Below are 26,504 nucleotides of genomic sequence, written 5' to 3' on the forward strand. Positions count from 1 at the left end.
TTTGTAACGCATTTCCCTGTGGGAGCGAGCCTGCTCGCGAAGAACGATGACGCGGTTTCAGGTAATCGGCGCCGGGTTGAACAAGGTAATGTCGTTATGCAGCTTGTGCTTCTCCGCCCAGGTCTGTTGCTTGCCGCTCGCCACATCCAGATAGTAGTGAAACAGCTCCCAACCCAATTCCTCGATGGTCGCGCGCCCGGTAGCAATGCGCCCGGCATCGATGTCGATCAGATCCGGCCAGCGCTGCGCCAGTTCGGTTCGTGTCGAGACCTTGACCACTGGCGCCATCGCCAGCCCGTAAGGTGTGCCACGCCCGGTGGTGAACACATGCAGGTTCATCCCGGCTGCCAGTTGCAAGGTACCGCAGACAAAATCGCTGGCCGGCGTCGCACAGAAAATCAAACCCTTCTGCTTGAAGCGCTCGCCCGGGCCGAGCACGCCGTTGATCGCGCTGCTGCCCGACTTGACGATCGAACCCAGCGACTTCTCGACAATGTTCGACAACCCGCCCTTCTTGTTGCCGGGCGTGGTGTTGGCACTGCGATCGGCCTCGCCTTTGGCCAGGTAACGGTCGTACCAGTCCATTTCGCGCACCAGCTCTTCAGCCACGGTTTGCGTTTGTGCGCGAGAGGTCAGCAGATAGATCGCATCGCGGACTTCGGTGACTTCGGAAAACATCACCGTCGCCCCGGCACGCAACAGCAGATCCGAGGCAAAACCCAGCGCCGGGTTGGCAGTGATGCCGGAGAAGGCATCGCTGCCGCCACACTGCATGCCCAGAATCAGCTCGGATGCCGGCACGGTTTCGCGGCGGCGCTGGTCGAGTTTCTTCAAACGGACTTCGGCCAGTTCCATGATCTGCTCGATCATTTCGGTGAAGCCGTGACTGGAGTCCTGCAAGCGATACAACCACGGATCGCTGAGATCCACCGAGGCATCATCCTCGTGCATCACCTGCCCGGCCTGCAATTTCTCGCAGCCCAGGCTGATCACCAGCGCCTCGCCGCCCAGGTTCGGGTTGCGCGCCAGATTGCGCACGGTGCGGATCGGGATGTAGGCGTCGGTGGCGGTGATCGCCACGCCGCAGCCGTAGCTGTGGGTCAGTGCCACCACGTCATCGACGTGGGGGTACTTGGGCAGCAGCTCTTCCTTGATCCTTTTCACCGCGTGATCGAGCACGCCGGTGACGCACTGCACGGTGGTGGTGATGCCGAGAATGTTGCGCGTGCCGACGGTACCGTCGGCGTTGCGATAACCCTCGAAGGTGAAGCCTTCCAGCGGAGCCTGCGCGTCCGGCACGTCGGTGGACAGCGGCAAGCTGTCCAGCGGCGGCGCGGTCGGCATGCGCAGTTGATCTTCCTTGACCCAACTGCCACGACGGATCGGCTGCAAGGCATAACCGATGATCTGCCCGTAGCGAATCACCGCGCCGCCCTCGGGAATGTCTTCCAGGGTGACCTTGTGGCTCTGCGGAACGAAATCCACTGTCACCAGGCCATCGGCAAACTCGGTGCCGGCCGGTACGCCCTGGTCGTTGACCACCACTACAACGTTATCCCGCTCGTGCAGGCGGATGTAGCGCGGCGAGTCGGAATGTTCAATCAACTGCATGACGCCGCTCCTCAGGAATGCGCTTGAGACAAATTGCCGGTGGCTTCATTACCGCCCTTGGTTGGCGGCTCTTTCAAGACCACACGCTTGATCGGGCCGACGATCACCAGATAACTGAACACCGCGACCAGTGCGTTGGCACCGACAAACACCAGCGCCCATTTGAACGAACCGGTGGAGCTGATGATGTAGCCAATCACGATCGGCGTGGTGATCGAAGCGATGTTGCCAAAGGTGTTGAACAGGCCGCCACTCAAACCGGCGATCTGCTTCGGCGAGGTGTCGGAAACAACCGCCCAGCCTAGTGCGCCAACGCCTTTACCGAAGAATGCCAGGGCCATGAAGCCGACCACCATCCATTCGACATCAACATAATTGCACGCCACGATGCTGCTCGACACCAGCAGACCGGCAATGATCGGTGCCTTGCGGGCGAAGGTCAGCGAATGGCCCTTGCGCAGCAGGTAATCGGAAATCACCCCGCCGAGTACACCACCGATGAAGCCGCAGATTGCCGGCAACGAGGCGATGAAACCGGCCTTGAGAATGGTCATGCCACGCTCTTGCACCAGGTACACCGGGAACCAGGTCAGGAAGAAATAAGTGATGCCGTTGATGCAGTACTGGCCCAGATACACGCCGAGCATCATGCGGTTGGTCAGCAACTGACGGATGTAATCCCACTTCGGCCCATCGGCTTTTTTGCCTTTGTTCTGGTCCATGTCGACCATGCCGCCGTTTTCCGCGATGAAATTGACTTCGGCGTCATTGGCCATCGGGTGTTGACGCGGGCTGTGGATAACCTTCAACCAGACCAGCGAGAAGATGATGCCCAGAATACCCATGACGATGAACACGTGCTCCCAGCCGAAGCGGTAGACGATCCAGCCCATCAGCGGCGCGAACAACACGGTGGCAAAGTACTGCGCCGAGTTGAAGATCGCCGAGGCGGTGCCGCGTTCAGCGGTCGGGAACCACGCCGCCACAATGCGCGCATTGCCGGGGAACGATGGCGCTTCGGCCAGGCCTACGAGAAAGCGCAGCATGAACAGCGCAACCACCGCGGTGGACATGCCGAACTCACCGACAAAGCCTTGCAGCACGGTGAACAGCGACCAGGTGAAAATGCTCAGGGCATAGACTTTTTTCGAGCCGAAGCGATCGAGCAGCCAGCCACCGGGAATTTGCCCGGCCACGTAGGCCCAACCGAATGCGGAGAAGATGTAGCCGAGGGTGACGGCGTCGATGCCCAGATCCTTTTGCAGGCTGGAGCCGGCAATGGCGATCGTGGCACGGTCGGCGTAGTTGATCGTGGTCACCAGAAACAGCATGAGCAGGATCAAATAGCGGACGTGAGTCGGCTTGGACGATTGCATGTAGATGTACTCCCACTGATTATTTTTATGCGGGTAAAACATTCTTTGGTCTTTGTGGGAGCTGGCTTGCCAGCGATGGCATCAGCGCGGCGAGCCTGAAGCACCGCGTTGCCCGAATCGCTGGCAAGCCAGCTCCCACAGGTATTGCATGTATCAGGAACCGATGTAGGCAGTCTTCACGACCGTGTAGAACTCTTGCGCGTAGCGGCCCTGCTCACGGGAGCCGTAGGACGAACCTTTACGGCCACCGAACGGTACGTGGTAATCCACACCGGCGGTTGGCAGGTTGACCATCACCATCCCGGCCTGGGAGTGGCGCTTGAAGTGGTTGGCGTACTTCAGCGAAGTGGTGGCGATACCGGCCGACAGACCGAATTCGGTATCGTTGGCCATCGCCAATGCTGCTTCGTAGTCCGCCACGCGCACGATGTTGGCCACCGGGCCGAAGATCTCTTCGCGGCTGATGCGCATCGACGCTTCGCTGTCGGCAAACAGGGTTGGCGCGAGGAAGTAGCCTTCGGTGTCGCAAGTCACCACACCACCGCCACTGACCAGACGAGCACCTTCGGACTGGCCGATGTCGATGTACTTCATGTCCTGTTCAAGCTGCGCCTGGGACACTACCGGACCGATATCGGTGCCGGCTTTCAACGCATGGCCGACCTTGATCGACTTCATCCGCTCGGCCATGGCCTCGACGAATTTGTCGTGGATGCCGGCAGTCACGATCAGACGGCTCGACGCTGTGCAACGCTGACCGGTGGAGTAGAACGCGCTCTGCACCGACAGCTCGACCGCTTGCTTGAGGTCGGCGTCGTCGAGAATGATCTGCGGGTTCTTGCCGCCCATTTCCAGCTGCACCTTGGCCTGGCGCGCAACGCAGTTGACGGCGATCTGGCGACCAACGCCCACCGAACCGGTGAAGCTGATGCCATCGACTTTCGGGCTGTTGACCAACGCCTCGCCAACCACACGGCCGCTGCCCATCACCAGGTTGAACACACCAGCCGGGAAGCCGGCGCGGGAGATGATTTCCGCCAGCGCCCATGCGCAGCCCGGCACCAGATCGGCAGGCTTGAGCACCACGCAGTTGCCGTAGGCCAGGGCCGGGGCGATTTTCCACGCTGGAATGGCGATCGGGAAGTTCCACGGGGTGATCAGACCGACCACGCCCAGCGCTTCGCGAGTCACTTCAACGTTGACGCCCGGACGCACCGACGGCACGTAGTCGCCGGACAGACGCAGGCATTCACCGGCAAAGAATTTGAAAATGTTACCGGCGCGGGTCACTTCGCCGATGGCTTCAGGCAGGGTCTTGCCTTCTTCGCGGGCCAGCAGCGTGCCGAGTTCTTCGCGACGGGCGAGGATTTCAGTGCCGACTTTGTCCAGCGAATCGTGACGGGCCTGAATGCCCGAGGTGGAATACGCCGGGAATGCTGCGCGGGCGGCGTCGATGGCAGCGTTGACCTGATTCAGGTCTGCCTTGGCGTAGTCGCCGATGTTGTCGCTCAATTCGGACGGGTTGATGTTGGCCGAGTAATCGGCACCGGCGACCCACTCGCCGTTGATGTAGTTGTCGTAGCGTTTTGCTGTTGTCACAGGGCAGCCCTCAACTCTAAAAGCCTTTACGCAAAAAGCCGCTGATTGCTCAGCGGCCTCGCTTTACTCGGGTATTACTGCGCGCCTTGCTTGTCGATCAGCGCGGCGAGCATTTCGTACTCTTCGCCGGTCAGGTCGGTCAGCGGCGCACGCACCGGACCTGCGTCATAGCCGGCGATTTTTGCACCTGCCTTGACAATGCTCACGGCGTAACCGGCCTTGCGGTTGCGGATGTCGAGGTACGGCAGGAAGAAGTCGTCGATGATCTTGCCAACGGTGGCGTGATCTTCACGGGCGATCGCGTGGTAGAAATCCATCGCGGTTTTCGGAATGAAGTTGAACACCGCCGAGGAGTAGACCGGCACGCCCAGCGCCTTGTAGGCAGCGGCGTAGACTTCGGCGGTCGGCAGACCACCCAGGTAGCTGAAGCGATCACCGAGGCGGCGACGGATCGACACCATCAATTCGATATCGCCCAGGCCATCCTTGTAGCCGATCAGGTTCGGGCAGCGCTCGGCCAGACGTTCCAGCAGCGGCGCGGTGAGGCGGCAAACGTTGCGGTTGTAGACGACCACGCCGATTTTCACCGATTTACACACGGCTTCAACGTGGTCGGCGACACCGTCCTGGCTCGCTTCGGTCAGGTAGTGCGGCAGCAGCAACAGACCTTTGGCGCCCAGACGCTCGGCTTCCTGAGCGTATTCGATGGCCTGACGTGTCGAACCGCCCACACCGGCGAGGATTGGCACGCTGGTCGCGCAGGTGTCGACGGCAGTCTTGATGATTTCCGAATATTCGCTGGCCGCCAGGGAGAAGAACTCACCGGTGCCGCCCGCTGCGAACAGGGCCGAAGCGCCATACGGAGCCAGCCATTCCAGGCGTTTGATATAGCCCGCGCGGTTGAAATCGCCTTGCGCGTTGAAATCGGTCACCGGGAACGACAGCAGGCCGGCAGAGAGGATGGACTTCAGTTCTTGTGGATTCATTATTCGAACACCCTGGTAGCAACGTTTTATTGTGAGTGGACCGTTCAGCCTCGGCTGAAGTTGTAGGTCATCGTACAACTTAAAAGACAACCGTCAACTGCATTTCATCGTTGTCGGCGCTTTTTTGTCGGACAAGATTGGCTCGAGCTCTGGCAAAAATCGCTGCAAAGCCCGTCTTTGCGGCTTCCGTACACGGAAATATCTGGTCTGGATTCGTTTAAGTCATTGAGGGCGAGCGGCTCGTAAAGTGGGTCGACTGCCACGAAGGATCGTGGCGGACCACTTAAAGGAAGCCGTTATGTCGATGCATTTTGCCGCCCCCACCCTTTCTTATGCTGCCCCTGCTCAGGATGACTGCGTCACGCTTCAGCTCTCGCGACTGCCGGAGATCCTCACTGTGCAGGTTCCGGATTCCAGCGATTTCGCAGCGAACTGGAGCGTTTACGCGATCCTTGGCAGCGATGGTGAAGAGCCTGAATGGGAAGGTGATGAAGTGGATACGGGCGCCTGGGACGACGCCGAGGATGAAATGGAAAAGCTCTTCGACATCGAAGTGCAACTGCCGAAAGAAGCGCTGCAACCGTACCTGGGCCGCGAGGTGGAGCTGCGCTACAAGTTTCGCGATGAGTCGAGTATGGAGCCGTATTCGCAGGCGTTGAGGTTGCGGATCGAGGCGTGACGGGGCGTGCGTTTGAGGACTGACCATTGGTCGGGACTGGTATTTCTTACAGGTGCCGCTGTGTATTCATCAGTCCTTTAATGGCTGCGCACGGATGCCATTGGGCACCGTGCGCCCACTGCTCATTGGTTCAACAAAAGGACTTTGAAAAATGACCAACAAAACAAGCCCATTGGCCGACCCTGTATTCCTGGAGGCGAAAAACAACGTGCTCAGGCTTAGCGAAATCAACGATCCGACCGTAGCTGAGGTGCCTCCATACCTGCACTCGGAGATTCGAGATGTCATCACGCTTGATCTCCGAACCACTAACGGCAAGCCAGTCACCTACAAGCGCGAGGTCTCGGAGAGTGAAGTCGGGCAGCCCATTCCCTTCAACATCCCACAGCGGGATTTAGCCCAAGGTGTCAGAGTGGGTGATCGCGCGTACCTGAAGTACACCGTCACCAGGCAGAGTGGCAATACAGCAACTTCCGATGAAATAGAAGTGGGCCTGGAACCTTAAAACATCACCCCTGCGCCTGTGCCTCTTCATGGGCCTGGCGCAGCCTCTCACGGCTGTTGGTCAGATGCAGGCGCATTGCGGCACGGGCTGCATCAGAATCCTGACGTGCAATCGCGTCGTAGATTTCTTCGTGCTCGCGGCTCAGTCGGCCCATGTAGTGCTGGTGATCATCATGAGCCAGGCGCGCCGAATTCAACCGGGTACGCGGAATGATGCTGGTGCCCAGGTGGGTCATGATGTCGGTGAAATAGCGGTTACCGGTGGACAACGCAATTTCCAGGTGAAAAGCGAAGTCTGACGACACCGCGTCGCTGGCATGCGAGGCGCTTTCGTTCAACGCATCAAGGGCGGCGCGCATGGTCGCCAATTGTTCGGGCGTGCGGCGCTGCGCGGCGAGGCCGGCGGATTCGACCTCAAGGCTGATGCGTAATTCGAGGATTGCCAGGACGTCACGCAGGGTGACGACCGTCGCCGGGTCGATACGGAAACCACTCGGGCTAGGCGTGTCGAGCACGAAGGTGCCGATGCCATGGCGGGTTTCCACCTGACCTGCGGCCTGCAGACGGGAAATCGCTTCGCGCACCACGGTGCGGCTGACGCCATGGGCTTCCATGATCGCCGACTCGGTGGGCAATTTGTCACCACGTTTGAGCAGACCATCGCGGATCTGCTCGCTCAGCACCGTCACCAGTTCCTGAGCCAGACTGCGGCGCTTGCGCGGGAGACGCGGGGTGTCCATCAGCTTTTCCATGGTTTGCATCTTGTCTCGAAAGTTCGGCTTGGCGCCATCATAGCTCAAGCGGGTTGTACGATCACTTTCCGTTTCCACACAAATCCTGTGGGAGCTGGCTTGCCAGCGATGAGGCTATATCAGGCAACATAGATGTCGTCTGTTGCGGCGCCATCGCTGGCAAGCCAGCTCCCACAGAGTTACTCGGTTCAGGCGGTTATTGCCTGTTCCACCAGATGTCCGCTATCAATTCGCACATGCCGTGGATGGAAGCGTTTGAGACTGCTGCGATGGCCGACGCTGACGATACTCAGGCCCGGGATCTGATCGATCAGCGCCTGGTACAACGTCGCTTCGTCTTCCTCATCCATCGCCGAGGTCGCTTCGTCCATGTACAGCCATTGCGGTGCATACAGCAGCGCGCGGGCGAAAGCCAGCCGTTGCTGCTCGCCTGGCGACAGCATGCGTTGCCAGTGATTGGCTTCGTCCAGCCGTGCAACCAGATGCGGCAGGCGACAGGTTTCCAGCACTTGTGCAAAACGTTCCGGCGCGTAGGTGTCGCCCGGTTGTGGATAACTCAACGCCTCGCGCAGCGTGCCGATCGGCAGATAAGGCTTTTGCGGCAGGAACAGATAACGCGCCGCTGGCAGGCGAATGTTGCCATGCCCCGCCGGCCACAAATGCCCCATCGCCCGCAGCAATGTCGACTTGCCGCTGCCGGAACGCCCGCTGAGCATCACTCGCTCACCCGGTTCCACGGTCATGTCGGCGCTGGTCAACAGATGACGGCCGTCGGCGAGATCCAGCCCGAGGTTATGCACCTGCAATTCGCTGCCCTGATTCTGCACATCAATCGCCGGTGCCCGCTCTTCGTTGTCGCTCATGGCCTGACGGAAGCTCAGCAAACGATCACATGTAGCGCGCCAAGCAGCGAGATCTGCGTAGGCAGTGATGAACCAGCTGAAATTCTCCTGCACGTTGCCGAACGCCGAGTTGATTTGCATCAGCCCGCCCAGTTCGATCTTGCCGGACAGGTAACGCGGCGCCGCGACGATAAACGGGAAAATAATCGCGATCTGGCCGTAGCCGGAGGTGAAGAATGTCAGGCGCTTGGACACGCGCATGATGTCCCAGAAGTTATGCCAGACCAGTCCGAAACGGCTGCTCAAGCGGCGATTTTCATTCGGTTCGCCGTTGTACAGCGCAATGCTCTCAGCGTTCTCACGCACCCGCACCATGGAGAAACGCAGGTCGGCTTCGAAGCGTTGTTGCTGGTTGTTCAAGCCGATCAAGCGACGACCGATCAGGTGCGTCAGCCAGCTGCCGACGGCCGCATAGAGCAGCGCACACCAGAACATATAACCGGGAATCTCGATGCCGAACACTTCAATGCTGCCCGACACGCCCCACAAAATGATCGAGAACGAGACCAGGCTGACGATCGTGCGCAGCAGCCCGAGACCCAGGTTCAGGGTGTTGGCCGTGTAGGTGTTGAGGTCTTCGGAAATTCGCTGGTCGGGGTTATCGGTGTAACCGCCCTGCTCCAGTTGGTAATAGTTCTTGTGGTCCAGCCAGCGCTTGAAGTGCTTTTCGGTCAGCCACGCCCGCCAGCGGATGGTCAGCATCTGCGTCAGATAAAGGCGATACACCGCGCCAAGAATCGCCACCGCCGCGATGCCGCAGAAATACAGGATCAACTGCCAGAACGCCGCCTCGTCCTTCTTTTGCAGGGCGTTGTAGAAGTCCTTGTACCAACTGTTGATCCACACCGAGATGGCCACGCTGAACAACGTCAGCGCAATCACCGCAATCAGCAACGTCCAGGCCTTGCCCTTCTCTTCGCTGCGCCAGTAAGGCGTAGTCATCGCCCAGACTTTGCGAAAAAACTGCCCGCGCACAGCATCGTTGACCGCGGAATATTCAGCGTTCTGATTCATGGATAAGGCTCGATAAAGATAAGAACAGACACGCACCGATCATAGATGATCGGTGCGTTTGATCGCGAGGGCTGGCGATAGTCGTTCAGCGCAGGTTCAGCGACGAACCGGGCGCTTCTGCAGTTTGCGCTGCAGGGTGCGGCGATGCATGCCCAAGGCGCGGGCAGTGGCGGAGATGTTGCCTTCGTGCTCGGTGAGTACGCGCTGGATGTGTTCCCACTGCAGGCGGTCGACCGACATCGGGTTTTCCGGCACCAGACTGTCGAGGTCGGCGTGCTCGGAGAGCAGCGCGGCCAGCACGTCGTCAGCGTCGGCCGGTTTGCACAGGTAGTTGCAGGCGCCGCGTTTGATCGCTTCCACCGCCGTGGCAATGCTCGAATAACCGGTGAGGATCACCACGCGCATTTCCGGATCAAGCTCCAGCAGCTTGGGCAGCAGGACCAGACCGGAGTCACCGTCCATTTTCAGGTCGAGCGCGGCGTAATCCGGCAGATCGGCCTGGGCGATGGTCAGGCCTTCTTCGGCGGAACCGGCGGTGCTGACGCGAAAGCCACGGCGGGCCATGGCACGCGCCATCACGCGGGTGAAGGTCGCGTCGTCATCGACCAGCAGCAAATGCGGCAGTTCTTCGCCTTCGACTTGGATTTCGTCACTCATGTTAGGTCTCCTCGGGCGCCGTGGGGCAGGCGCAGCTCGGTGAGCGTGCCGCCTTCCTCATGACTATAGAGTTTCACTGAGCCGCCGGCGCGTGTCACGCTGGCCTTGCTCAAAAACAGGCCCAGGCCGAAACCTTTGCCCTTGGTGGTAAAAAACGGTTTGCCGATCTGCTCGGCGATGGCCAGCGGCACTCCGGCGCCGTGGTCACGGATGCTGATGGTCAGCGTCTCGGCATCCCAATCGAGGGTGACCTGAAGGTTTTCCGGGCAAGCGTCGGCGGCATTGTTCAGCAGATTGAGCAGCGCCTGGGTCAGATCCGGCGGCGGTGCCATGCGCGGCACGCTGCCCTGGCCGAGACGCTGGAAGCGATAACTGGCCTCCGGGCGCATCAAGTGCCAGCGGTTCAACGCTTCGTCGAGCCAGTCGGTGACGTCCTGCATCTCCACCGCCAGACGCCGGTTGGCCTCGGCGGCACGCACCAGTTGCTGCAAGGTTTCCTTGCACAGCTTGACCTGATCCTGCAGCACCTTGAGATCGTCCTGCAACAGCGGGTCGGGATGGTCCTGCTGCATTTCCTTGAGCAAAACACTCATGGTCGCCAGCGGCGTGCCGAGTTCATGGGCGGCGCCTGCGGCCTGAGTGGCGACGGCGAGCAACTGCTGATCACGCAGGCCTTCTTCACGGCGAATCGCCCGCAACTCCTCCTGACGGCGCAACTCTTCGGCCATGCGCGCAGCGAAAAAGGTAATCACCGCCGCTGCCAGCGCAAAGCTCAGCCACATGCCATAGATCTGCAGATTCTCACGAGCGACCGGCAGCGTTTCCAACGGATAGAACCGCGTCAGCATCACCGTGTACAGCGCCAGCGCGATGCCGGACAGAATCACCGAATAACGCCACGGCAGCGTCACCGCGGCGATGGTCAGCGGCACCAGATAATAGGAAACGAACGGATTGGTCGAACCACCGGAGAAATACAGCAGCGCACTGTGGATCACCAGATCGCAGGCCAGTTGCAGCGCGTATTCAAGCTCGGTCACCGGCCACGATGTGCGCAGGCGCACGGCAGTGAACACGCAGAGCAGAATCGAACAGCCCAGGGTCATCGCCAGTTGCACCCACGGCAACGGCAATAGCTCCAGCCAGTAGGCCAGGCCCACGGAACCGGCCTGCGCGGCGAGCACCAGGGTGCGAATGAACGTCAGTCGCCAGAGGTTCTGGCGCGTGGCGGAAGTCAGTTGTACGGGGGCGAGCATGAGCTCTCCTGATGAGCGCTCCAGGCGGATCGCACGGAGTATAACCAAGGCACGGGCGTGAGAGGCGAAAGTGCGGCAAACGACCACATGGCGAAAACATTTTCGGCGGCTATAAGGACGCCTTCGCGAGCAGGCTCGCTCCCACAGGGGAATGCATTTCAAAGGTGGGAGCGAGCCTGCTCGCGAATGGCTGCGCAGCAGCCCCGACATCTGTATTGAAGTTGTAACTGGGCGAACCGGAGCATAGAAGTTAGAGTCTGATGGTTCACGCAGGCTCGAACCAACACCTGCGCCCCCTCAAGGAGCTTTCATGCACACAGTTCGCCGCAGCGCCGCCCTTCTCGCCCTGACCGTCGGCAGCATCGCCAGCCTTCCGGCCCTGGCCGCCGATGAGCTGCACTACAACCAGATTTCCCTGCGCGCCGAAGTCAGCCAGGAAGTGGCCCGCGATCAGATGATCGTGACGCTCTACACCGAAGACCAGAACACCGACCCGGCCAAACTCGCCGCCGCCATCAGCACCACTATGAACAAGGCCACCGCCCAGGCCAAACAAGTCAAAGACATCACCCTGCGCACGGGCAGCCGCAACAGCTATCCGATCTACGACACCAAGGGCCAGAAAATCACCGGCTGGCGCGAACGAGCCGAACTGCGCCTGGAAAGCACCGACTTCGCCGCCCTGTCGAAACTCACCGGCGAGCTGCTGACCGACCTGAAAATGGGCGGCATGGACTTCGCCATCGCCGACCCGACCCGCAAGGCCAGCGAAGACCAGTTGCTCAAAGAAGCCGTCAGCGCCTTCAAGGCCCGCGCTCAACTGGCCACCGACGCCCTGGGCGGCAAAGGCTACAAAATCGTCAACCTGAACCTCAACAGCAATGGTTACCCACAACCGTACCTGCGCGCCCCGATGATGATGAAAGCGGCAGCCATGGATTCAGCACCGGTAACACCAGAAGTTGAAGCCGGCACCAGTCAGGTCAGCATGACGGCTGATGGCTCGATTGAAGTGTTGATGCAGTGAATTGAACTTGGCTGAATGAAGGACCGCCGATCGGTGAATGATCGGCGGTTTTTTTATGCCGGGGATTTGTGGTGAATGTTCCACCGCTTTCGCGAGCAGGCTCGCTCCCATACTTTGAAATGCATTGCACCTGTGGGAGCGAGCCTGCTCGCGAAGAACGATGACGCGGGCTCAAGCCTGCGGATCAACCCGATCGAGCGCCCGATTCACCGCCAGTTCGGCCAGCATGATGATCTGCTGAATCGCCAGCGCCGTATTGCGCTGCGGACGACTGAGCTGATCGGCGAAATCGCTGGCCAGCGTGTTCGCTGAAGCAAGGGATTCGCAGGCGTGAGCCAGCAGGCTCTCAGTGTCGATGTCGGGCTGGATCAGAAACATCGTGCTTGGTGGATGCGGTTTGCTGGGTGGAGGGCAGAGATAGAAATCGAGAGCACGCTTTATGGCTTCGCGATTCTTGATTTGATCGTCGGCGCGGACGGCGTCTTCGAGAGGGGTTGTGGGTTCAAGGGGTGGGTCGGGGACAATTTTATCTTTCATACAAATCTGCTCGTAATTCGAGCCGCCCTTAGCCATTTCTCACGTGACGAAGGGTGGCAGCTATGTGCGGAGTGAGAAACCGGTGAGCAGAAAACCGGCCAGACCGAAGTCTGCCCGCACACAGCCGCCATAAGGCATCGCGACAGCTGATAAGCCGGCCGCAATTATGGTCTTACTGGTGCCAGTTTCAAGCTCAGCGGGTTCTCACACCCGATCACTGAACATTCAGCGACACCCAGAGCCTAGAGAGCGAGCGTCCGACGGACAACCTGAAAACCCTGTGGGAAGGTTCTGGTTATCTGACACAGTTTTAAACAGCCAAAAGCCAACCCTCACCCTAGCCCTAGCCCTAGCCCTCTCCCGAAGGGAGAGGGGACTGACCGCGGTGAATGCGAAAGCCACGCCGACGTGCAATACCGAGTCGAACTCAGGTTTTGAACGGCCCACGAATCGGCTCCCTCTCCGAGGGGAGAGGGCTAGTGAGGGGCGAATCCACCGAAAATCCCAAGCCATGCGTCGCTTCTCACCACTCAATAGGCCGATTGTCAGCTCGCCTGCTTTTGATCTTGATCCACCGGCGACGTCGGAAGGCTGAGCGCAGGGATTGATCCGGGCGTGGGAGCGCAGCGACCGTCTGGCGCAGCCAGACACAGCGGAAGGAGGTGCAGCGAAGCAAACCGTAGCCGCTGCGCCCGGATCGATCCCGGAGCGAAGGAACCCGAGCTTGCGAGGGCCGTACGTAGGAGCAAGCGTTTTTTGCTTACTTTTTTTGGCGCTTGTAAAAAAGTAAGTCGCCGTCAGGCGAAACCGCCAGCCGCAGCACCCGAAGCAACGGATATACACACAAAAAGCCGCTATATACCGAGACAGACACCCCAACACAAAAAACGATATTTCCGAAGCCCCGCAAATCCCCGCTACCCTGAAAAGCATAACCAGCAAATCCCCCGGGGACTCCATGCCAAGATTCACCCTCAAACCACTATTGATCACCCTCGCACTAACAGCCATAGCCCCGATCACACACGCCGCCACAACCCTGGTCTACTGCTCGGAAGCCAGCCCCGCCGGCTTCGACCCCAGCCAATACACCAGCGGCACCGACTTCGACGCCTCCGCCGAAACCGTTTTCAACCGCCTCACCCAATTCCAGCGCGGCGGCACCGACATCGAACCCGGTCTGGCGACAAAATGGGACGTCTCCAGCGATGGCCTGCAATACACCTTCCACCTGCGCGAAGGGGTGAAATTCCACAGCACCGACTATTTCACCCCGACCCGCGACTTCAACGCCGACGACGTCCTGTTCACCTTCCAGCGCCTGCTCGATCCGGACAACGCCTTTCGCAAGGCCTACCCCGCCGAGTCCCCGTACTTCACCGACATGGGCCTGAACACCACGATCAAATCGGTGGAAAAACTCGACGAGCACAGCGTGCGCTTCAACCTCAACAACGTCGACGCCGCCTTCGTGCAGAACCTCGCCATGAGCTTTGCCTCGGTGCAGTCGGCCGAATACGCCGCGCAACTGTTGAAGCAAGGCAAAGCCGCCGACCTCAACCAGAAGCCCATCGGCACCGGCCCATTCGTATTCAAGCGCTATCAAAAGGATTCGCAGATCCGTTACGTCGCGAACACGGCCTACTGGAAACCCGAAGACGTCAAAATCGATAACCTGATCTTCTCGATCACCCCGGACGCGGCCGTACGTCTGCAAAAGCTCAAGGCCGGTGAATGCCAGGTCAGCGGCTACCCGCGCCCAGCCGATATCGAAGTGATGGAAAAAGACCCGAACCTGCGCGTGCTCAAGCAGCCCGGTTTCAACCTCGGCTTCCTCGCCTACAACACCACGCATCCACCACTGGACCAGCTCAAGGTGCGTCAGGCGCTGGACATGGCCATCGATAAACCCGCGATCATCAAGGCCGTTTACCAAAGCGCCGGTCAGTTGGCACACAACGCCTTGCCGCCCGCGCAATGGTCCTACGATCCGAACATCAAGGACGCCCCGTACGACCCGGAAAAAGCCCGAGTGCTACTGAAAGAAGCAGGGGTTGCGCCGGGTACAACCATCAACCTCTGGGCGATGACAGTGCAGCGCGCATCGAACCCGAACGCACGCATGTCGGCGCAAATGATCCAGCAGGACTGGGCGAAAATCGGCATCAAGGCCAACATCGTCAGCTATGAATGGGGCGAGTACATCAAGCGCGCGAAAAATGGCGAGCACGACGCGATGATCTACGGCTGGACCGGCGACAACGGCGACCCGGACAACTGGCTCGGCGTGCTCTACAGCTGCGCCGCTGTGAAGGGTAGCAACTACGCTAAATGGTGTGATCCGGCCTATGACAAACTCGTTCAACAGGCAAAAGTGGCTACCGATAAGGCGCAACGCATAAAGCTGTATCAACAGGCGCAACTGATCCTTAAACAACAAGTGCCGATCACGCCGATTGCCAACTCCACAGTGTTCCAGCCGCTGCGCAAGGAAGTCACTGACTTTCGCATCAGCCCGTTCGGTCTCACCCCCTTCTATGGCGTGGGTATAAATAGGTAACACCGAGCCCCAACGCAGCGCGCACAACGTGACCAGCGCACTGTTTTGGGGCTCGATTTGCACCGTAAAAACCACCCGCAAACGGTCAAATGCGTCAGAAGTTATACGGATGCGACATTAAGGTACGTTCGTGCCACGCTTTGACGCCGCCGACCGCTCTGGATCTTGCATTGGGTATGGCCCCTGCATAAGTATCCGCAGGCACGACTCACGAGGTCGTACCTCACTACTAAAAAATGACAACAAATCATGAGGCCAACATGCTTAAACACGCGGTCATTCCGTTTTTAGTCGGCGCAGGCTTGTTAGCCTCCGCACCGTTCGCATCCGCTGCGACTAACCTGGTGTTCTGCTCCGAAGGCAGCCCGGCCGGTTTTGATCCAGGCCAGTACACCACCGGAACCGACTTCGACGCCTCAGCCGAAACCATGTTCAACCGTCTGACCCAGTTCGAGCGCGGCGGCACCGCTGTGATTCCTGGGCTGGCGACCAAGTGGGACATTTCCGATGATGGCCTGACGTACACCTTCCACCTGCGTGAAGGCGTCAAGTTCCACACCACCCCGTATTTCAAGCCGACTCGTGAATTCAACGCCGACGACGTGCTGTTTACTTTTAACCGCATGATCAACAAGGACGACCCTTTCCGTAAGGCGTACCCGACCGAATTCCCGTACTTCACCGACATGGGGATGGACACCAACATCACCAAAATCGATAAAGTCGACGACCACACCGTCAAGTTCACTTTGAAAGAAGTCGATGCCGCGTTCATCCAGAACATGGCCATGAGCTTCGCTTCCGTGCAGTCCGCCGAATACGCGGCTCAGCTGCTCAAGGAAGGCAAGGCTGCCGACATCAACCAGAAGCCAATCGGCACTGGTCCGTTTGTGTTCAAGAGCTACCAGAAAGATTCCAACATCCGCTACACCGGCAACAAGGATTACTGGAAGCCTGAAGACGTGAAGATCGACAACCTGATCTTCGCCATCACCACCGACCCGTCGGTACGGATCCAGAAACTGAAAAAGAACGAGTGCCAGGTCACCCTGTTCCCGCGTCCGGCCGACCTCAAGGCGCTGAAAGAAGACAAAGCGCTGAAGATGCCGGATCAGGCCGGTTTCAACCTCGGCTACATCGCCTACAACGTGATGGACAAGGTCAAGGGCAGCAACGAAGCCAACCCACTGGCTGACCTGCGCGTGCGTCAGGCGCTGGACATGGCGGTGAACAAGCCGCAGATCATCGATTCGGTTTACCAGGGCGCAGGCCAACTGGCCGTCAATGCCATGCCGCCGACCCAGTGGTCTTACGACACCACGATCAAAGATGCCAAGTACGATCCTGAGAAAGCCAAACAGCTGCTCAAGGAAGCCGGCGTCAAGGAAGGTACCGAGATCGTGCTGTGGGCGATGCCGGTTCAGCGTCCATACAACCCGAACGCCAAGCTGATGGCTGAAATGCTCCAGTCCGACTGGGCCAAGATCGGCTTGAAAGTGAAGATCACCAGCTACGAGTGGGGCGAGTACATCAAGCGTTCCAAAGGTGGCGAGAACCAGGCCATGATCATTGGCTGGAGTGGTGACAATGGTGATCCGGACAACTGGCTGAACGTGCTGTTCGGCTGCGACTCGCTCAGCGGCAACAACTTCTCCAAGTGGTGCGACAAGAAGTTCGACGGTCTGGTGAAAGAAGCCAAACGCACGACCGATCAGGGCAAGCGCACCGAACTGTACAAACAGGCGCAACACGTCCTCAAAGATGCAGTCCCGATGACACCTATCGCTCACTCGACGGTGTACCAACCCATGCGCGCCAACGTGCAGGATTTCAAGATCAGCCCATTCGGCTTGAATTCTTTCTACGGCGTCAGCGTCAGCAAGTAAGGCATTGCAACGGCGGCGTTTCTGACGTCGCCGTTGCTTTTTCTACCGGGAAAAAAGGAAAAGGCCTACACCAAAATCCGTAGTAGATGATTGCTTCGGTATAGGCGCGTCGACTTTTCCTACGAGCATTAAGGCATTTACGTATTTACTGCCAGAAGCACGGTGCCTACCGTCGCGTACTGACCAGTTTCTGCGTGGGCCACCGGTTTGCCGTACGTCATGGTTTGAGCTCAATGTCGCCAAAACGTCTGTGGATGAGACGACGGCACATTGAACAACACTAAAAAGAGGGAGCGTCATGCGCCATACCTTGAAGTTTTCCGCATTGCTGGGTGCCGGCCTGCTGGCCGCGTCGTCCGCCAGTTTCGCCGCACCGAAAAGCCTGGTGTTCTGCTCCGAAGGCAGCCCGGCGGGTTTCGATACCGCGCAATACACGACGGCCACCGATAACGACGCCGCCGAACCGCTGTACAACCGCCTGGTCGAGTTTGAAAAGGGCGCGACCAATGTCGTCCCTGGCCTGGCAACCACGTGGGACATTTCCGAGGATGGTCTGAAGTACACCTTTCACCTGCGTGAAGGCGTGAAATTTCATACAACCCCTTACTTCAAGCCAACCCGCGACTTCAACGCCGACGATGTGCTGTTCACGTTTAATCGCATGCTTGATGCGCAGCAGCCGTTCCGTAAGGCTTACCCGACCGAATTCCCGTATTTCAACGGGATGAGCCTGAACAAGAACATCGCCAAGGTCGAGAAGACCGGGCCGCTGACCGTGGAGTTCACGCTCAACAGCGTCGACGCCGCGTTCATCCAGAACATCGCCATGAGCTTCGCCGCGATCCTGTCCGCCGAATACGCCGACAAGCTGCTCGCCGAAGGCAAGCCAAGCGACATCAACCAGAAACCGATCGGCACCGGGCCGTTCGTGTTCAAGAGTTATCAGAAAGACTCGAACATCCGTTACACGGCTAATAAACAGTACTGGGACCCGAGCCGGGTCAAACTCGACAACCTGATCTTCGCCATCAACACCGACGCCTCGGTGCGAGTACAGAAGCTCAAGGCCGGCGAATGCCAGATCACTTTGCATCCGCGCCCGGCCGATGTCGAAGCGCTGAAAGCCGACCCGAAACTGCAACTGATCTCCAAGCCCGGCTTCAACCTCGGCTACATCGCCTACAACGTCCGCCACAAGCCTTTCGACCAGCTCGAAGTGCGTCAGGCGCTGGACATGGCGGTGAACAAACAAGGGATTCTCAACGCTGTTTATCAAGGCGCCGGTCAACTGGCCGTCAACGCCATGCCACCGACCCAGTGGTCCTACGACGACACCGTCAAGGACGCCGCCTACAACCCGGAAAAAGCCAAGGAACTGCTCAAGGCTGCCGGCGTGAAAGAAGGCACCGAGATCACCCTGTGGGCGATGCCGGTGCAGCGTCCGTACAACCCGAACGCCAAACTGATGGCCGAAATGCTTCAGGCCGACTGGGCCAAGATCGGTCTGAAAGTGAAGATCGTCAGCTATGAATGGGGCGAGTACATCAAGCGCACCAAGAATGGCGAACACGACGTCAGCCTGATCGGCTGGACCGGCGACAATGGTGACCCGGACAACTGGCTCGGCACCCTGTACAGCTGCGATGCGATTGGCGGCAACAACTACTCCATGTGGTGCGATCCGGCATACGACAAGCTGATTAAACAAGCCAAAGTCGTGACTGACCGCGAACAGCGCACCGTGCTTTATAAACAGGCCCAGCAATTGCTTAAACAGCAAGTGCCGATCACCCCAGTCGCCCACTCGACGGTCAACCAGCCGTTAAGCGCCAAGGTCGAGGGCTTCAAAGTCAGCCCGTTCGGCCGCAACGTATTCTCGGGCGTCAGTATCGATTAAACCCACCGATTAGCCGCAACGCTGAGGGGAGCCGTCTACTCCCCTCACGCAAGCGCTTTGCCGAAATTTGCCCATCAGGCCGTCTGCAAACGTTTGCGATGTGTGAACGAGTTCTAAACCAATAACCGGCATACCAAAAAAAGCCGGGATAAAAAGAAAGTAAAGGAGCTTCACCCATGAAACTGAGCAGCACCGCGATACTGGCCCTGGCCATCAGCAGCATCACCGCCACGGCTTATGCGGAAACCCAAAGCCAGGCGTTCACGCCAGTGACCGTCAACGAAAAGAGCGCCCAGGCCGAAGCCACCGGTTTCCTGGAAGGGCAATCGATCAGCGGTTCGACCCGTAACTGGTACGCCAACGAACAACTCAAGCGCGGCGGCAAGTTCGCTTACCGCAAGAACGGTCAATCCAACGAAACCGACCGTCGCATCAACTGGGTGCAAGGCACGATCATCAAGTACAACTCGGGCTTCACCGAAGGTACTGTCGGTTTCAGCACAGAAGTTGCGGCGTACAACGCCATCGCTCTGGAGCGTGACCGCGAAAACCTCGCTGCCAACAATGGTGGCGCACCGGGCACCCGTCCAGGCGCTGGCAACAACCGTACCCTGACCCGCGAAGGCGGCGACGCTGTCGGTCAGTGGAGCAAGCTGGGCCTGGCCAACGTCAAGGCACGCATTTCCAACACCACCCTGACCGCCGGCCGCATGAACTTCAGCAGCCCGCAGGTCGATGTGATCGGTAACCGTCCGCTGCCATCGAGCTTCGAAGGTATCGCGATCCACAGCGAAGAGCTGAACAACCTGGCGTTCGACGTCGCGACCTTCGACCGCGTCTCGCCGCGTACCGAAGAAAGCCTGAGCAAGTTCCGCTCCGAGTACGGCGACATCAACGCCGAAGCCGACCACGTCAACACCGCCGGTATCTCGTACCAGCCGTTCGCCAGCCTGACCACCAGCCTGTGGGGCACCCAGGCCGAAGACCTGTGGAACCAGTACTACTTCGGCGCCACCCACGTATTGGGTGACAGCTCGATCCTCAGCCTGACCACCGGCCTGAACTACTACAAGACCGTCGACGAAGGCAAAAAGCTGCTGGGCGACATCGACAACGACACCTACTCGCTGTCGTTCGGCCTGACCCACCTGGCGCATACCCTGACCTTCTCGTACCAGGAAGTGAACGGTAACGAGTACTTCGACTACCTGCACGAAACCAACGGGATCTACCTGGCCAACTCCCTGCTCTCGGACTTCAACGGCCCGAACGAGAAATCCTTCCAGGTTTCCTACGGCATCAACATGGCCGAATACGGCGTGCCGGGCCTGAAATTCAACATCTACCAGGCGCGCGGCTGGGGCATCGACGGCACCCACTACAAGGGTGGCGGCTATGACGGCGTGCAGGCGATGGACGGCGAGCACCACTATGAATACGGCGTCGGTGCAACCTACGCGGTACAGAGTGGCCCGCTTAAAGCAACGACGATTCGCGGCACTTACACCGCGCACCGCGCCAGCGAAAACCAGGCTGACGGCAGCATCAACGAGTTCCGTCTCGTGACCACGATTCCATTCAACATTCTGTAAAAACGCCAACCGACGGCTGACTCATGATGAGTCGGCCGTTCGGTTTTTTGTCTTCAACCGATTGCAGAGGGTTATCGATGAAAATGCTTCCCCTACGTGCGGCCATCGCGGCTGCGTTGCTGAGTGTCGCTGTCGGCGTCTCGGCCAAACCCTTGGTGGTCTGCACCGAAGCCAGCCCGGAAGGCTTCGATATGGTCCAGTACACGACTGCAGTCACGGCGGATGCTGTGGCCGAAACCATCTTCAACCGCCTGGCCGACTTCAAGCCCGGCACCACCGAAGTGATCCCGGCACTCGCCGAGTCCTGGGACATCAGCGAAGACGGCCTGACCTACACGTTCCATCTGCGCAAAGGCGTCAAGTTTCACACCACCGAATACTTCAAGCCGACCCGCGACATGAACGCCGACGACGTGGTCTGGAGCTTCCAGCGTCAGCTGGACCCGAATCACCCGTGGCACAAACTGTCGAGCGTGGGCTTCCCGTACTTTGAAAGCATGGGCTTCAAGGAACTGCTGAAAAGCGTCGAGAAAGTCGACGACAACACAGTCAAGTTCACCCTGACCCGCCGCGAAGCGCCGTTCCTGGCCGACATCGCCATGGCGTTCTCGTCGATCTACCCGGCCGAATACGCCGACCAGTTGCTCAAGGCCAACAAGACCGGCGATCTGAACAACAAGCCGATCGGCACCGGCCCGTTCATCTTCCAGCGCTACGCCAAGGACGCGCAGGTGCGCTTCAAGGCCAACCCGGACTACTTCCGTGGCAAGCCACCGGCCGACGCGTTGATCCTGGCCATCGCCACCGACAACAACGTACGCCTGCAGAAGCTCAAGGCCAACGAGTGCCAGATTGCCCTGTATCCGAAGCCGGACGACATTCCAAGCATCAAGAAAGACAGCAACCTGAAAGTCGACGAACTGGACGCGATGACCGTTTCCTACATCGCCATGAACACCCAGCACAAATACATGAGCGACGTGCGTGTGCGTAAAGCCATCGATATTGCTTTCGACAAGGAAGCCTATGTCAACGCGCTGTTCGGCAAAGGCAACGCGTCGGTCGCGGTCAACCCGTACCCGCCGACCTTGCTGGGTTATAACCACGACCTGAAAAACCCGCCACGCGACCTCGACGCCGCGCGCAAGCTGCTCAAGGAAGCCGGCGTACCGGAAGGCACCGTGTTCACCCTGTTCACTCGCAACGGCGGCGGCCCTACCAACCCCAACCCGATGCTCGGCGCGCAGATGATGCAGGCTGACCTGGCGAAAGTCGGGATCAAGATCGACATCCGCGTGATGGAATGGGGCGAAATGCTCAAGCGCGCCAAGGCCGGCGAGCACGACATGGTGTCGGCCGGATGGGCGGGCGACAACGGCGACCCGGATAACTTCCTGACGCCTATGCTCAGTTGCGAGGCCGCCAAGAACGGCGAAAACTACGCGCGCTGGTGCAACGAGAAATTCCAGGCACTGCTGGATGAAGCACGGGCTAAAGTAGATCCGGCCGAACGCGCCGCGCTCTACGAACAGGCGCAAGTGCTGTTTAATCAGGACCAGCCATGGATCAGCATGGCCCATACTCGGATGTTCACTGCAATGCGCAAGAATGTAGAGGGCTACCACATCAGCCCTCTCACAACCAATAACTTCGCCACCACCCAGGTGAAGTAGATAAGAAACGCCCGGCGTCCCTGACCTGAGGGACGCCGGACACGCCTAACCGGCTGATGAGGTACCACACAAGATGTTTAGTTTTATTGCCCGCCGACTGGGGTTGTTGATCCCCACGTTTTTCGGCATCACCTTGCTGACTTTCGCGTTGATTCGCATGATTCCGGGCGACCCCGTGGAAGTGATGATGGGCGAACGTCGGGTCGACCCCGAAATGCACGCTCAGGCAATGGAACGCCTGGGGCTGAACAAGCCGCTGTATGCCCAATACCTGGACTACATCGGCAAACTGGCCCAAGGCGATCTCGGTGAGTCGTTGCGTACCCGTGAAAGCGTGTGGACCGAGTTCACCTCCCTTTTCCCGGCGACCCTGGAACTGTCCATGGCCGCCCTGCTGTTCGCCGGCATCCTCGGCCTGCTGGCCGGGGTGATTGCGGCACTCAAACGAGGATCGCTGTTCGACCACGGGGTGATGGGCATCTCCCTCGCGGGCTATTCGATGCCGATCTTCTGGTGGGGCCTGATCCTGATCATGTTCTTCTCGGTAAGCCTGGGCTGGACGCCGGTTTCCGGGCGGATCGACCTGCTGTATGACATCGAGCCGAAAACCGGCTTCATGCTGATCGACACGCTGCTGGCCGATGACGTCGGCGCGTTCTTCGATGCGCTGCATCACCTGATCCTGCCGGCCATTGTGCTTGGCACCATTCCGCTGGCGGTGATCGCGCGGATGACCCGTTCGTCGATGCTCGAAGTGCTGCGTGAAGACTACATCCGTACCGCCAAGGCCAAAGGCCTGTCGCCGTCGCGCGTGGTGTTCGTGCATGGTCTGCGTAACGCGCTGATTCCGGTACTCACCGTGGTCGGTCTACAAGTCGGCACCCTGCTGGCCGGTGCGGTTCTGACCGAAACCATCTTCTCCTGGCCCGGCATCGGCAAATGGCTGATCGAAGCCATTGGCGCCCGGGACTATCCGGTGGTGCAAAACGGCATCCTGTTAATCGCCTGCCTGGTGATTCTGGTCAACTTCGTAGTGGACATCCTCTACGGCTTTGCCAACCCACGCATCCGTCATCAGCGCTGAGGTCAATACCATGAGCACTCCAACATCCTCAGTAGCCACCGCCACGTCCGCCGTGGATCAAAGCCTGCTGTATCCGTCGCCGTACAAAGAATTCTGGCAAGCCTTCGCGAAGAACAAGGGCGCGGTTGCCGGCCTGCTGTTCATGCTGCTGATCATCTTCTGCGCGATCTTCGCGCCATGGGTCGCACCGCATGACCCGAGCGAGCAATACCGCGACTTCCTGCTGACGCCACCGGCGTGGCTCGAAGGCGGCCAGTTGCAGTTCCTGCTCGGCACCGATGAACTGGGTCGTGATCTGCTGTCGCGCCTGATCCAGGGCTCGCGCCTGTCGCTGCTGATCGGCTTGTCTTCGGTGGTGATGTCGCTGATTCCAGGGATTCTGCTGGGTCTGTTCGCCGGTTTCTTCCCGAAGATGATCGGCCCGACCATCATGCGTCTGATGGACATCATGCTGGCCCTGCCGTCGCTGCTGCTGGCCGTGGCGATCGTCGCCATCCTCGGCCCTGGCCTGATCAACACTGTTATCGCGATTGCTGTGGTGTCGCTGCCGTCGTACGTGCGTCTGACCCGTGCCGCGGTGATGGGCGAACTGAACCGCGACTACGTCACCGCTGCGCGTCTGGCCGGTGCCGGTCTGCCGCGTCTGATGTTCATCACCGTGCTGCCTAACTGCATGGCACCGCTGATCGTGCAGGCGACCCTGAGCTTCTCGTCGGCGATTCTCGATGCCGCCGCACTGGGCTTCCTCGGCCTCGGCGTGCAACCGCCAACCCCTGAGTGGGGCACCATGCTGGCTTCGGCTCGCGACTACATCGAACGCGCCTGGTGGGTAGTCAGTCTGCCTGGTTTGACCATTTTGCTCAGCGTGCTGGCAATCAACTTGATGGGCGACGGCTTGCGCGATGCGCTGGACCCGAAACTCAAGAACGCCGCCTGAGGAGATTCCCATGTCACTGCTAGAAATCAAGAATCTCAACGTTCGCTTCGGCGACAAGAACGCCACACCCGTGGTCGACGGCCTCGACCTGAAAGTCGACAAAGGCGAAGTGTTGGCCATCGTTGGCGAGTCGGGCTCGGGTAAATCCGTGACCATGATGGCGCTGATGGGCCTGATCGAACATCCCGGCATCGTCACCGCTGACTCGCTCAGCTTCGACGGCAAGGACATGCTCAAGCTGAGCAACCGTCAGCGTCGGCAGATCGTCGGCAAAGACCTGTCGATGGTTTTCCAGGATCCGATGACCGCGCTGAACCCCAGCTACACCGTCGGTTTCCAGATCGAAGAAGTGCTGCGCCTGCACCTGAAAATGTCCGGCAAGCAAGCGCGCAAGCGTGCCATCGAACTGCTGGAAAAAGTTGAAATCCCGGGCGCCGCCAGCCGTATGGATGCCTACCCGCACCAACTGTCCGGCGGCATGAGCCAGCGCGTCGCGATCGCCATGGCAATTGCCGGCGAGCCGAAACTGCTGATCGCCGACGAACCGACCACCGCGCTCGACGTGACGATTCAGGCGCAGATCATGGATCTGCTGCTGGCGTTGCAGAAAGAACAGAACATGGGCCTGGTACTGATCACTCACGACCTCGCGGTCGTCGCCGAAACCGCCCAGCGCGTCTGCGTGATGTATGCCGGCCAGGCCGTGGAAGTCGGTCAGGTGCCGCAACTGTTCGACATCCCCGCGCACCCGTATAGCGAAGCGCTGCTCAAGGCGATTCCCGAGCACAGCCTCGGCGCCTCACGCCTGTCGACCCTGCCGGGCATCGTTCCGGGCCGTTACGACCGTCCGCAAGGTTGCCTGCTGTCGCCGCGCTGCCCGTACGTGCAGGACAACTGCCGCGCCCAGCGTCCCGGCCTAGACCCGAAAAGCAACAGCCTCGCCCGCTGCTTCTACCCGCTGAACCAGGAGGTGGCGTAATGGCCGTCGTACTTACCGCCCGCGACCTGACCCGTCACTACGAAGTCTCCCGTGGCCTGTTCAAGGGCCATGCGACCGTGCGCGCACTCAACGGCGTGTCGTTCGAACTGGAAGCCGGCAAGACCCTCGCCGTGGTCGGCGAATCGGGCTGCGGCAAGTCCACACTCGCCCGCGCCCTGACGCTGATTGAAGAGCCATCGTCCGGCTCGCTGAAAATCGCCGGCCAGGAAGTTGCCGGTGCCGACAAGGCTCAGCGCAAGCAACTGCGCAAAGACGTGCAGATGGTTTTCCAGAGCCCGTACGCGTCGCTGAACCCACGGCAGAAAGTCGGCGACCAGCTCGGCGAACCGCTGCTGATCAACACCAACCTCTCCGCCGCCGAGCGTCGCGAGAAAGTCCAGGCGATGATGAAGCAGGTCGGCTTGCGTCCCGAGCACTACCAGCGCTATCCGCACATGTTCTCCGGCGGTCAGCGCCAGCGCATCGCCCTGGCCCGGGCGATGATGCTGCAACCGAAAGTGCTGGTCGCGGATGAACCGACTTCGGCGCTGGACGTGTCGATTCAGGCCCAGGTGCTGAACCTGTTCATGGACCTGCAGCAAGAGTTCAACACCGCGTACGTGTTCATCTCGCACAACCTCGCGGTGGTGCAGCACGTAGCCGATGACGTGATGGTGATGTACCTCGGTCGCCCGGTGGAACTGGGCCCGAAAAACGACATCTACGAGCGCCCGCTGCACCCTTACACCCAGGCGCTGCTGTCAGCAACCCCGACCATCCACCCGGACCCGAACAAGCCGAAAATCAAGATCGTCGGCGAACTGCCCAACCCGCTGAACCCGCCACCGGGCTGTGCTTTCCACAAGCGCTGCCCATACGCGACCGAGCGTTGCAGCACGGAAGAGCCGCTGTTGCGTGAACTGGATAACCGGCAGGTGGCTTGCCACTACGCCGAGCAATTCCTCAACGGCGCAGCGTAAAAAAAGCCCACGAAAA

General features: G+C 59.5%; 21 protein-coding genes. 12 read left to right on the plus strand and 9 right to left on the minus strand.

Annotated elements, in window-relative coordinates:
* Positions 1–57 precede the first annotated feature (57 nt).
* From garD to kdgD, 4 genes are all read right to left on the minus strand, one after another.
* On the minus strand, positions 58–1,611 hold the full coding sequence (gene garD / locus ACGSLL_RS18825) for a galactarate dehydratase (protein WP_206415495.1): 1,554 nt from the start codon (positions 1,609–1,611) through the stop codon (positions 58–60).
* Between the two features lie 11 nt (positions 1,612–1,622).
* Positions 1,623–2,987: an MFS transporter gene (locus ACGSLL_RS18830; protein ID WP_394507501.1), complete on the minus strand. Its 1,365-nt coding sequence runs from the start codon at positions 2,985–2,987 to the stop codon at positions 1,623–1,625.
* 153 nt (positions 2,988–3,140) lie between these two features.
* Complete coding sequence (locus tag ACGSLL_RS18835; RefSeq protein WP_394507502.1) at positions 3,141–4,586, minus strand: aldehyde dehydrogenase family protein; 1,446 nt, start codon at positions 4,584–4,586, stop codon at positions 3,141–3,143.
* Positions 4,587–4,660: 74 nt separating this feature from the next.
* Complete coding sequence (gene kdgD / locus ACGSLL_RS18840) at positions 4,661–5,572, minus strand: 5-dehydro-4-deoxyglucarate dehydratase (protein WP_394507503.1); 912 nt, start codon at positions 5,570–5,572, stop codon at positions 4,661–4,663.
* A 304-nt stretch (positions 5,573–5,876) separates the two neighbouring features.
* On the opposite strand from kdgD, the gene ACGSLL_RS18845 reads away from it, so the two are divergent.
* Positions 5,877–6,251 (plus strand): hypothetical protein, encoded by a 375-nt coding sequence (locus ACGSLL_RS18845; RefSeq protein ID WP_394507504.1) that lies wholly within the window; start codon positions 5,877–5,879, stop codon positions 6,249–6,251.
* A gap of 151 nt (positions 6,252–6,402) precedes the next feature.
* The gene (locus tag ACGSLL_RS18850) at positions 6,403–6,756 is read left to right on the plus strand and encodes a hypothetical protein (protein WP_394507505.1); all 354 of its coding nucleotides are present in this window, start codon (positions 6,403–6,405) and stop codon (positions 6,754–6,756) included.
* Between the two features lie 4 nt (positions 6,757–6,760).
* Here ACGSLL_RS18850 and ACGSLL_RS18855 read toward each other — a convergent pair whose 3' ends face one another.
* The 4 genes from ACGSLL_RS18855 to ACGSLL_RS18870 all read right to left on the minus strand — a co-directional run bounded on the left by ACGSLL_RS18855 (position 6,761) and on the right by ACGSLL_RS18870 (position 11,336).
* Complete coding sequence (locus ACGSLL_RS18855) at positions 6,761–7,507, minus strand: FadR/GntR family transcriptional regulator (protein WP_394507506.1); 747 nt, start codon at positions 7,505–7,507, stop codon at positions 6,761–6,763.
* Between the two features lie 188 nt (positions 7,508–7,695).
* Entirely contained in the window at positions 7,696–9,423 is a 1,728-nt protein-coding gene (locus ACGSLL_RS18860) for an ABC transporter ATP-binding protein/permease (RefSeq protein ID WP_394507507.1), read from the minus strand.
* 96 nt (positions 9,424–9,519) lie between these two features.
* Positions 9,520–10,080, minus strand: coding sequence for a response regulator transcription factor (locus ACGSLL_RS18865; protein ID WP_003221630.1), 561 nt, complete (start codon positions 10,078–10,080; stop codon positions 9,520–9,522).
* On the minus strand, positions 10,077–11,336 hold the full coding sequence (locus ACGSLL_RS18870; protein ID WP_208938753.1) for an ATP-binding protein: 1,260 nt from the start codon (positions 11,334–11,336) through the stop codon (positions 10,077–10,079). The genes ACGSLL_RS18865 and ACGSLL_RS18870 overlap by 4 nt, the downstream gene beginning before the upstream one ends.
* Before the next feature lie 310 nt (positions 11,337–11,646).
* On the opposite strand from ACGSLL_RS18870, the gene ACGSLL_RS18875 reads away from it, so the two are divergent.
* Positions 11,647–12,363, plus strand: a complete 717-nt coding sequence (locus ACGSLL_RS18875; protein ID WP_090281751.1) for an SIMPL domain-containing protein — start codon at positions 11,647–11,649, stop codon at positions 12,361–12,363.
* Between the two features lie 171 nt (positions 12,364–12,534).
* Here ACGSLL_RS18875 and ACGSLL_RS18880 read toward each other — a convergent pair whose 3' ends face one another.
* A complete protein-coding gene (locus ACGSLL_RS18880) occupies positions 12,535–12,900 on the minus strand; it encodes a DUF6124 family protein (RefSeq protein WP_394507508.1) in 366 nt (121 codons plus the stop codon).
* A gap of 958 nt (positions 12,901–13,858) precedes the next feature.
* Here ACGSLL_RS18880 and ACGSLL_RS18885 point away from each other — a divergent pair.
* From ACGSLL_RS18885 to ACGSLL_RS18925, 9 genes are all read left to right on the plus strand, one after another.
* On the plus strand, positions 13,859–15,460 hold the full coding sequence (locus ACGSLL_RS18885) for an ABC transporter substrate-binding protein (RefSeq protein ID WP_394507509.1): 1,602 nt from the start codon (positions 13,859–13,861) through the stop codon (positions 15,458–15,460).
* 260 nt (positions 15,461–15,720) lie between these two features.
* Entirely contained in the window at positions 15,721–17,346 is a 1,626-nt protein-coding gene (locus tag ACGSLL_RS18890) for an ABC transporter substrate-binding protein (RefSeq protein WP_258450512.1), read from the plus strand.
* Positions 17,347–17,644: 298 nt separating this feature from the next.
* Positions 17,645–19,243: an ABC transporter substrate-binding protein gene (locus tag ACGSLL_RS18895; RefSeq protein ID WP_394507510.1), complete on the plus strand. Its 1,599-nt coding sequence runs from the start codon at positions 17,645–17,647 to the stop codon at positions 19,241–19,243.
* 176 nt (positions 19,244–19,419) lie between these two features.
* Positions 19,420–20,835 carry an OprD family porin gene (locus ACGSLL_RS18900; protein ID WP_090281746.1) on the plus strand — a complete coding sequence of 472 codons (1,416 nt, stop codon included), beginning with the start codon at positions 19,420–19,422 and terminating at the stop codon, positions 20,833–20,835.
* Between the two features lie 77 nt (positions 20,836–20,912).
* On the plus strand, positions 20,913–22,508 hold the full coding sequence (locus ACGSLL_RS18905) for an ABC transporter substrate-binding protein (RefSeq protein WP_394507511.1): 1,596 nt from the start codon (positions 20,913–20,915) through the stop codon (positions 22,506–22,508).
* Positions 22,509–22,581: 73 nt separating this feature from the next.
* The gene (locus ACGSLL_RS18910; protein ID WP_016771720.1) at positions 22,582–23,592 is read left to right on the plus strand and encodes an ABC transporter permease subunit; all 1,011 of its coding nucleotides are present in this window, start codon (positions 22,582–22,584) and stop codon (positions 23,590–23,592) included.
* Between the two features lie 10 nt (positions 23,593–23,602).
* Complete coding sequence (locus ACGSLL_RS18915; RefSeq protein WP_208938760.1) at positions 23,603–24,529, plus strand: ABC transporter permease subunit; 927 nt, start codon at positions 23,603–23,605, stop codon at positions 24,527–24,529.
* A 10-nt stretch (positions 24,530–24,539) separates the two neighbouring features.
* On the plus strand, positions 24,540–25,508 hold the full coding sequence (locus ACGSLL_RS18920; RefSeq protein ID WP_090281743.1) for an ABC transporter ATP-binding protein: 969 nt from the start codon (positions 24,540–24,542) through the stop codon (positions 25,506–25,508).
* The gene (locus ACGSLL_RS18925; protein ID WP_394507512.1) at positions 25,508–26,488 is read left to right on the plus strand and encodes a peptide ABC transporter ATP-binding protein; all 981 of its coding nucleotides are present in this window, start codon (positions 25,508–25,510) and stop codon (positions 26,486–26,488) included. Before ACGSLL_RS18920 ends, ACGSLL_RS18925 begins: the two co-directional genes overlap by 1 nt.
* Positions 26,489–26,504: the final 16 nt, after the last annotated feature.

Source organism: Pseudomonas retamae (assembly GCF_043496865.1).
Classification (GTDB): domain Bacteria; phylum Pseudomonadota; class Gammaproteobacteria; order Pseudomonadales; family Pseudomonadaceae; genus Aquipseudomonas; species Aquipseudomonas retamae.